The following is an 8,824-nucleotide window of genomic DNA, read 5'->3' as shown; positions in this document are numbered from 1 at the left end:
CCCTATCTCCTACTTCCCGCCACAAACCTGTTCAATTAACTGCACAACAGCGCTGCGAGTCAGTTTGTCTTGACCATCGGCTAAGACATTTAACGTCGCATGGGCTAAGGCTAAAGGAATGCGACAAAAATCCAACGCTGGGCCAGAGGGTAAAGCTTCGGTGTAGGCATCCCCTAAGGCTAAATTCCGTTTAGCGTAGTTCTGCATTTGTTCCAATGTCCAACCATCAGGGAAGAAATCTACCCCTCGACTGCCATCATCCTTGTAATTGCGGAGAATATTCACCGCCTGTAACCCTCGACCAAAGCCAATGGCGTGAACCCGGTTGGTTTGCGTGCCATCATACCAAGCCCATAAATCCGACAACAACAGCCCCACAGAACCCGCCACACTAAAGGTATATTGATCTAACTCCGCTTCGGTTTCAATCCGCCAATTCCGTTCAGCCCAAAACGCCATACGGTCAGCCATCGCCGCCGTTGCATCCCAAATCCGAGGAGCAATTCGTTCTGGGGCTAACTTCGCCCATTCTCCCACCCGGAGAGTGACTTCTTCTAACATTCCCGTGTGGGAAAATTCCGCAAACCAATCATCAGCAATGGTTTCTCGACAGACCGATGCTTGAAAATTTTGGCTCATTCTATGCAGCAATCGGGCTTTTGTCGCATGATCTAAATCAGGGTGATCTTCAACTTCATCAATCGCCCGCATACACAAATAGGCAGAAGCAACCGCTTCTTGGAGTAAGGGAGGTAAACGACTAATGGGGATATAAAATGTTCGACTTGTATCTTGTAAAACGGACAAGGGATCTTTTTGCCAATTCATTCCTTTTACTCCTCACACCAAGAAGCGATTTAATCGCTGTACTTTCGCGCTCGATATTGTACACTGGATTCCAGTAACACTCCACGCTTTAATCTTGAATTCTCTAGGCTGTGCATCTTGTCAGTCCAGTTTTCTTCAGATAAGCTGTAGTGAGGGTAAATCTCCGAATGTGACACTATGCTGCAAGCGGCTACGCAGAATCAAGGTGCTATTGGGGCTGAAACCAAGCTCGACGTTGAACTTCGGAAAGTGTTCAAAGTCTTTAATGGCGAAACAGCCGTTCGTGGCGTAGATCTCGATATTCATCGAGGAGAGTTTTTTAGTATTTTAGGGCCATCGGGCTGTGGCAAAACTACAACGCTGCGATTGATTGCCGGGTTTGAAATGCCCTCTGCTGGAGAAGTCTTGATTCGGGGTCAGTCTGTGACCCAAACTCCCCCCTATCTGCGTCCAGTGAATACCGTTTTTCAAAGTTATGCTTTGTTTAACCATTTGACAGTCTGGGAAAATATTGCTTTTGGACTCCGACTCAAACGCAAAAGTAAGTCGGAAATTGAAGAGAAAGTGCGGGAAGCCTTAAGTTTAGTTAAAATGGAATCCTTTGCCAATCGTTACCCCTCTCAACTGTCTGGGGGTCAACAACAACGGGTGGCTTTAGCCAGGGCGTTAGTCAATCGTCCGGCGGTGTTATTGTTAGATGAACCGTTAGGGGCTTTGGATTTAAAACTACGGAAACAAATGCAGATGGAACTCACCAACCTCCATCGCAATTTGGGGTTAACCTTTATCATGGTGACTCACGACCAAGAAGAAGCCATGAGTTTGTCTGACCGCATTGCTGTCATGCACGATGGCCGAATTGAACAAATTGGCAGTCCGAACGAGATTTATGAATATCCTCAAACGCCATTTGTGGCTGATTTTATTGGCGATACCAATCTATTTCGAGGAACGGTTGAAAGTGCTGATGCCTCCCGTTTATATATTGTCACCGACACCGGATTAAGTATTGAAATTCAACAGATTGAAATTCCCGGTATTCAACTCCCGCAACAGGATTTAAGAACAGGTGCATCGGCGGTTGTGAGTGTACGTCCTGAGAAAGTTACATTAAGTTTTTATCCCGTTAGCGGTGCTGTAAATTGTTTTGAAGGTCGTTTACTAAATGCGATGTATTTGGGAACCCATATTCAATATGTGGTGAAATTACTATCGGGGGAAAATGTTATGGTTCGTCAACCCAAAACAGGGGATAGTTTACCCGATAGTAATACTCCGGTTTATGTGTGTTGGGGAACAACAGATTGTTTAGCTTTACCCGAACAAAAATAGAATCAAGCTAGGCATTATTGGATACTCCGTTCGTTAAAGATTAAATTTGTTACTCTAAATCAACCTATATCCCTGTCAATCTGACCTATGCACTTAGCATTACCCTTAAAAATATCTAACGGGTGCATATTCAATATTCCCTCTTCTCTGCTGTAAAATAAAAAGTTGTACTCTTAAAATATCCCTACGTTATTTCTGAAATGGCAGGGAATATAACTATGGTTGTTTGTCCCCAGTGTCAATTTGAAAACCCCAATCTCAACAAGTTTTGTCAACGCTGTGGTACTTCTCTGACCCAGAAACATTGTCCTGAATGTGGAACAACCGTTCCCCTGAATACGCTGCAATGTCACAATTGCGGGACAGTGACTGGAACCGTTTATCTGGCTGTAGTTATCCCTTCGTCCTCAGCTATTGCTCCGGCTGAAAACTCCCCAGAATCCTTAAATAATGACCATTTGCAGGGAGCTAACACATCCTCGGAGAGTCCCTCCGAATCCAGTTTAGACCGCATTGATACCGAACCCCCCACCCCGGAAGAGCTTCAAACTCCAGAGCTAACCGAGTCTCAAGCCCAACCCCTAGAAGACATTTTTTCCCAAACTGACCTCGAAGCGATTACCATTCCGGCTGAAGATGCTTTGTCTATCCCCCAGGAACCACCCCCATCCCTGGAGCAACCCGTTGGAGCTTATTTAGACCCCCAAGACCGTTATCAACTCCTAGACCCCCTACCGGATCTCAAAGCTGGTGAAACCGTCACCGTCAGGGTTTTAGATACTCAACCGTTGCAGGTTTCTCCGTTAAAAGCGCTACAAGACCCCGCCACTCCCCCATCTCATCCAGACCTAGAGGCCTTTATTATTCCGGCGGCTCAACCTTATTTTTCCTTAGCGTCCCAAACGCCTAACTATTTTCCTCACCTACAAGATGCTTGGGAATCGGATTCCTATCAAGTTATTCTATTAGAAAATTTTGCGGATTTTCCCCGGTTATCAGAACTTTGGAGTAACCGAAAAACCACACCTCAGCAAATTGTTTATTGGTTGGGAGATTTAGTAGAATTGTGGGTACTGTTAGAACCTTGGGGATGTCGCCAAAGTTTATTAGATCTCCCAAATTTACGAGTATTTTCTCAAAACTCTCAACAGTTGTGTTTACAACAATTGTATTTTGATCAACCGGATTCTGCCTTAAGTTTATCAAATTTAGGACAATTATGGCAGGATTTATTTCAACAATCCCAACGGACGTTAGTGGGTTCCTTAACGGAAGTATTGCGGGATGTAATGGAGGCCAAAATTAAAACCGTTGAACAATTACGAACGGCTTTAATGGTGGTTTTGGATGAAATTAATTTTCCCTCTAACTTACCCCAACAACAAACCAGTCAGAATGAACTATCCCCCTCGACTTTAAATCAATCTCCTACCCTAATTCTCGGTGAAAAATTTATCCATTTAGAAGCAGTAGGACGCACAGATGTCGGACGTCAACGGGATCATAATGAAGACTGTTTTGGTTTGGAAACCCACATCAAGATTCAAGAAACACCCCAAGGACAAATTGGCTCCGTGAGGGGTTTATATATTCTCTGTGATGGGATGGGAGGTCACGCTGGGGGAGAAGTGGCGAGTCAAATCGCTGTTGATACTTTACAACACTATTTCCAAGATCAATATCCAGAGGAATTCCCAACAGAAGAAATCTTACAAGATGCCATTTTCAAAGCAAATGAAGCAATTTATAATGAAAATCAACAAGGGGTGCGTTCCGGTAGTGGTCGCATGGGAACTACCTTAGTGATGGCAATTGTGGTCAATCATCAAGTCGTCGTGGCTCATGTGGGAGATAGTCGATTATATCGTTTGACTCGTCAACAAGGGTTACAACAAATAACCGTAGATCATGAAGTTGGACAACGAGAAATTCAACGGGGAATTGACCCGGATATTGCCTATTCTCGCCCCGATGCTTATCAATTAACTCAAGCTTTAGGCCCTAGAGAAGAACAGTTTGTTCACCCGGATATTCAATTTTTAGAGATTGAGGAAGATACGGTTTTTATTCTGGCATCCGATGGCTTAACCGATCATAATCTGTTAGAAACCTTCTGCGAAACTCAACTTGATCCCTTACTCAACCCTCAAACCGATTTAGCCACCGCAGTAGACGGTTTAATCACCCTAGCAAATCAATATAATGGTCACGATAATATTACCGCCATTGTCGTTCGAGCTTGGGTGTCCAACCCTTAACCGTCAAGGTGTTTTATAACTATTATCGAGTTTCTAATAACTAATAACTGATAACTGATAACTAATAACTGATAACTGATAACTGATAACTGATAACTGATTTATGTTAACTTTAACGTTATTAGATCCGCACCAAAAAACGCCCCTGAAACAGTGGACGTTTACACAGCAGTCCATCATCCGCATTGGACGAGCAGCAGATAATCAGGTTGTCATTGTTGATCCCTTAGTCTCCCGGTATCATCTGGAGTTACATCATCCCCAAGATGAAAGCCAAAGTTCTCCTTGGCGACTGGTGAGTAAAGGAACCAATGGAACCTTTGTTAATGGCGTTTTGACCACTCAAGGGTTAGTGGGAGATGGTGCTTTGATTGAATTAGCCAAAGATGGGCCTTTATTACAAGTTAAACTCCAAGGGAGTGTGATTGCAATTCCCGTCAATGCACCCCCCTGTAACCATGAAGGAAATGCTTCGGGTAATTTATTTTGTATTCATTGCGGATTTCCCATTCAGGTAGAACGAACTGTCCGACAGTATCAAGTGTTGAGAACCATCGGACGAGGGGGAATGGGAACAACAACGTTAGCGTGGGACTCTACAACAGCCAAATCTGCTGTCCCGGTTGTCGTTGTTCTGAAAGAAATGAATACGGATATGGCACAAATTGCCAAAGCACAAGAATTATTTGAACGAGAAGCCCGTACCTTAAAAAGCTTAAAGCATCCGGGTATTCCCCAGTTTTATGACTTTTTTGTGGATGAGGGTAAAAAATATTTAGTGATGGAAATGATCCATGGAACGGATCTCGAACAGTATATCCATCAACGGGGGCCAGTAATTCCCCAACAAGCCATACAGTGGATGATGCAGACCTGTGAGATCTTGAACTATATTCACTCACTCGATCCGCCTCTGATCCATCGAGATATCAAACCTGCCAATTTACTGTTGCGGCGACGAGATCACCACATTGTTGTTTTGGACTTTGGAGCCGTGAAGGAAATTGGAACACCTCCGGGCACCCGCATTGGTGCAGAAGGATACAGTGCTCCCGAACAAGATCGAGGACAGCCTCTTACTCAGTCGGATTTGTATGCGATCGGTACAACGTTAATTTTTTTACTGACCGCCGAAACACCCTTAAAATTTTATGGCAAACGGGGGAATAGTTATGGGTTTGACCTCGATAACGTTCCCACCATTACACCTTCACTGCGAAAAGTTATTGAACAAGCCACCGAATATCGACCTAAAGATCGTTATCCAACGGCTCAAGATCTATCTCAAGCTTTAGCCCATTGCCTAAATTGATAAAATTGTGAGGAAGAAAAACGCAAAGGAAAGGGAAAGAGCAATGGACTCAAAGCTGATGGAGAGAAATACAAAACTTGAAACAGCAGCTTTAATCAAGGGTGAATTCAAGATTTAGGGCAAACCGACTGAAATCTGAAATCCGGGAAAGGGAGAGAAATCGGCTTCTACTCTTCGTCTTCATCCCAAGCTTCAACGGCTAATAACTCGCTGATGGGATCTTGCATGGAGAAACCAAACTCTAACAATTCCTGCTTCCAAAATTTCCATTCATCACCATAGAGAAGGGCAATTTTCCACAGACTCTCGGAAGGTTTGATAATGTCAGACTTGACCAGGGAATGCACCTGACGTTGAAACTTATCCATCGGGTGTATAACCTTTTGGCTCATAATACCTCTTAAGTTGTTCTAATTCTAAAGTTGTTAACGCTTTTCAGCCTGAACGTTTTCCTTGTTTTCCTTTGCGTAGATGGTCGATGCTGGTGAAAGCAACTTCCTCAATCCTAAATATAGCATAAGCTTTGAAAAAAAGTAATCTTTTTTTAGCGAATCTAGGGGTTGATTTCACAAATTCAAGAGTTAGAGGAGGTTCGGGCTTCACCCCAATATCCACCAATCGCTCCCTTTCCAGCAAAACCCAATCCTCAGAACTTCCTTACACCCTGAATTTCGGAAATAGGGGGAATGGATGGGAAGATCCCTTGACCCAGAAATAGTGACAGTTGGGTTCTCATAGCCAATCGCAAAATGGTTGGAATCTGACTCTGAAGCCTATCATATTAGGGAAAAGGATCGACTGTAATCTCTATATAGATAGATTAAATCTACGCGGATTTTAGCGAGATCTACCATGACCACTCAAACTTGAAGGACAAGGGGGAAACAGTGAGATCTTCAGGTATAGCTCAATAATTATACTGCTAATTGTATGCAGATGATTGTTAAGCTAATGATGTTATCGCGTCAAGTGATAAATCTATCTTGGGATAGTAGCGTAAATTCGGATTGTTTGTTGTTGCTTGTATTGTAGCGTGTTTTTTGAGCGTTGTAACCAATTTTTTTAGGGGATTTTTCCTAAACCGAGGATTAGAATGGATCATTCCTATGCTCTGACTAATTAGGGGTCGAGGGGGGCTTTACAACCCCCGACTCCCATTCAGAACCGTGCGTGCGACTTTCACCGCACACGGCTCCTAGTTTGACTGTCTGTTGTCATCAGAACACCCGGTTTTCCTTTGAGTTAGTGACCCATCGGTAGCCGTTTTAATATCGTGGCAATGGCGATGTAAAAGTTGTAGGTTCTTATATTCATTTTTCCTTTTTAAAGAAGTGGGAAGAATATGGTCGATTTCTACAACATCATCTGGGGTGAAATATTGACCACAGAAGTTACATTTACCTTTCTGCTTTTTAAGCAGAATTGCTACCCGTTTTGGTACATCGTGGGATGTCCCTAATCTTGTACTCCAGTATGTCCAGTTTCCATCATAAGGTGATGCTTCAGGTCTTATAGTTACATGACGAGTTATAGGAGTTTCAACATGACTTAGCAGTCTAAGACCTTCATCAGTTTCAAAACTCCATGCTTTATTCCCGTTTTTCTTAAAGTATTTGGTTAATTTCTTGTAACTTGCTTTACCGCATCTGCTAACTGTCCATGCTCTTAACCTTAACCATGTAATGTGGTCTAACGAGGAGAATGCCTTTTTAGAACATACTTTGGAGTGGTAATTACACCATCCTCTAATGACCGGGTTTAGGTGTTTAATTAATGCGTATTGGGGTGCAGTTTTGTGATTTTTAATCACTTCCTTTACCTTATCCGCATGAGCTTTAATTGATTTCTTACTAGGTTTGATTAGGGTTTTAAATCCTAATATCTTTCCTGCTCCATTTTTACTAGAGTGATGTTTACTAACCGGATATTGTCGAAAATTCCAACCTAGAAAGTCGAATCCTGGTTTGACCGTTTCGTCATTTACTTCAATTTCTTTCAGTGTGTGGCAAATTCGGGTTTTTGAGGGTTTTAGCTCTAAACCTATAGGTTTTAACCATTCTTCGATGTCAATTTTGCATTGTTGAATAACTTCGATCTGTGGACTAATCACAACGAAATCATCGGCATATCTAATGACTGTGGCGTAATTTTTATTGTTATTTGTCTTTTTGGGATAATGTTTTGTAATTAGCCTTATCATTCCATCCAATGCGATGTTAGCAAGTAGGGGGCTGATGACACCTCCTTGCGGTGTGCCTGCCTCTGTTGCTTCAAATATGCCGTTGTCCATCACTCCAGCTTTTAACCATTGTCTGATTTGGGCTTTTATTATTGATGGACAATCAATTTTGGACAGTAGGTAATCATGATTAATTTGGTCGAAGCATTTTGAGATGTCAGCATCAAGTACATAGCATTCACTTTGTTTGATGCTATGGAAAATTCGTGACATTGCGTCATGGGCTGACCGTCCGGGTCTGAACCCATAGCTTTCACCCTCGAATCTGGCTTCCCATTGTGGCTCTAACACAAGTTTAACCAAGGCTTGCCTTATTCTGTCGTTTATAGTCGGTATACCTAGTGGGCGTTTTTCCCCGTTGGGTTTGGGAATCCATTTCCTACGGAGTGGTTTTGCTTTTTGGTATTTTCCCAGGTTTTTAGCGAGTTCTAACCGTTGGTTAGGTGTGATGGATTTAATTCCATCAACCCCGGCAGTTTTCTTGCCTTGGTTATCCTGAGTTACCTTTCTAATCGCTAGAAGTTTAGCGTAGTATGACTTAACTAGAAGTTTCTGAAGTTTTCGAGCCTTTGCATTTTGTCCCGATAATGATGCCTGGTAAATTCGCTTTTGCAGCTTAAATACTACCCGTTGGACTTTTGCCCAATTGATAGAATTCCATGTATCCGTAGTCTTGGTTATACTCGTTTTCACCGTGTTTACTGCTAATTGAAACTTTACCTAACAATCGTTAGAGTCGATAGGAGCGTTACCACTCCTACCTCTCCTTCAAAACCGTGCATGAAACTTTCGCTTCACACGGCTCCTTGATAATTCCACCTTTGTTATAGGTACGATTCAAAACGGTTCATTGTC

Annotated in this window: 6 protein-coding genes; 3 read left to right on the top strand and 3 right to left on the bottom strand. The window is 42.8% G+C overall.

The features are described from left to right. Positions 1-9: 9 nt before the first annotated feature. Positions 10-828 (bottom strand): squalene/phytoene synthase family protein, encoded by an 819-nt coding sequence (locus IQ236_RS26980; protein ID WP_193872236.1) that lies wholly within the window; start codon positions 826-828, stop codon positions 10-12. Between the two features lie 177 nt (positions 829-1,005). Here IQ236_RS26980 and IQ236_RS26975 point away from each other — a divergent pair, with 177 nt between their 5' ends. The 3 genes from IQ236_RS26975 to IQ236_RS26965 all read left to right on the top strand — a co-directional run bounded on the left by IQ236_RS26975 (position 1,006) and on the right by IQ236_RS26965 (position 5,730). Then, complete coding sequence (locus IQ236_RS26975; protein WP_193872234.1) at positions 1,006-2,160, top strand: ABC transporter ATP-binding protein; 1,155 nt, start codon at positions 1,006-1,008, stop codon at positions 2,158-2,160. A 218-nt stretch (positions 2,161-2,378) separates the two neighbouring features. Continuing rightward, positions 2,379-4,418, top strand: coding sequence for a serine/threonine phosphatase (locus IQ236_RS26970; RefSeq protein ID WP_193872232.1), 2,040 nt, complete (start codon positions 2,379-2,381; stop codon positions 4,416-4,418). Between the two features lie 103 nt (positions 4,419-4,521). Continuing rightward, positions 4,522-5,730, top strand: coding sequence for a protein kinase domain-containing protein (locus tag IQ236_RS26965; protein WP_193872230.1), 1,209 nt, complete (start codon positions 4,522-4,524; stop codon positions 5,728-5,730). Between the two features lie 167 nt (positions 5,731-5,897). Here IQ236_RS26965 and IQ236_RS26960 read toward each other — a convergent pair whose 3' ends face one another. Together IQ236_RS26960 and ltrA are read right to left on the bottom strand one after the other, a co-directional pair. Then, complete coding sequence (locus IQ236_RS26960; RefSeq protein WP_072721045.1) at positions 5,898-6,122, bottom strand: DUF4327 family protein; 225 nt, start codon at positions 6,120-6,122, stop codon at positions 5,898-5,900. An 803-nt stretch (positions 6,123-6,925) separates the two neighbouring features. Next, positions 6,926-8,662, bottom strand: coding sequence for a group II intron reverse transcriptase/maturase (gene ltrA / locus IQ236_RS26955; protein WP_193872228.1), 1,737 nt, complete (start codon positions 8,660-8,662; stop codon positions 6,926-6,928). Positions 8,663-8,824: the final 162 nt, after the last annotated feature.

The organism is Planktothrix mougeotii LEGE 06226 (assembly GCF_015207485.1).
GTDB lineage: Bacteria > Cyanobacteriota > Cyanobacteriia > Cyanobacteriales > Microcoleaceae > Planktothrix.
This window is presented reverse-complemented; position numbering and strand designations above follow the sequence as displayed.

What these genes read in the sequence shown, in the direction of transcription:
- IQ236_RS26970 (WP_193872232.1), top strand. Translation starts at nt 2,379, where the DNA reads ATGGTTGTTTGTCCCCAGTGTCAATTTGAAAACCCCAATCTCAACAAG.
- IQ236_RS26960 (WP_072721045.1), bottom strand. Translation starts at nt 6,122, where the DNA reads ATGAGCCAAAAGGTTATACACCCGATGGATAAGTTTCAACGTCAGGTG.
- IQ236_RS26975 (WP_193872234.1), top strand. Translation starts at nt 1,006, where the DNA reads ATGCTGCAAGCGGCTACGCAGAATCAAGGTGCTATTGGGGCTGAAACC.
- IQ236_RS26980 (WP_193872236.1), bottom strand. Translation starts at nt 828, where the DNA reads ATGAATTGGCAAAAAGATCCCTTGTCCGTTTTACAAGATACAAGTCGA.
- IQ236_RS26965 (WP_193872230.1), top strand. Translation starts at nt 4,522, where the DNA reads ATGTTAACTTTAACGTTATTAGATCCGCACCAAAAAACGCCCCTGAAA.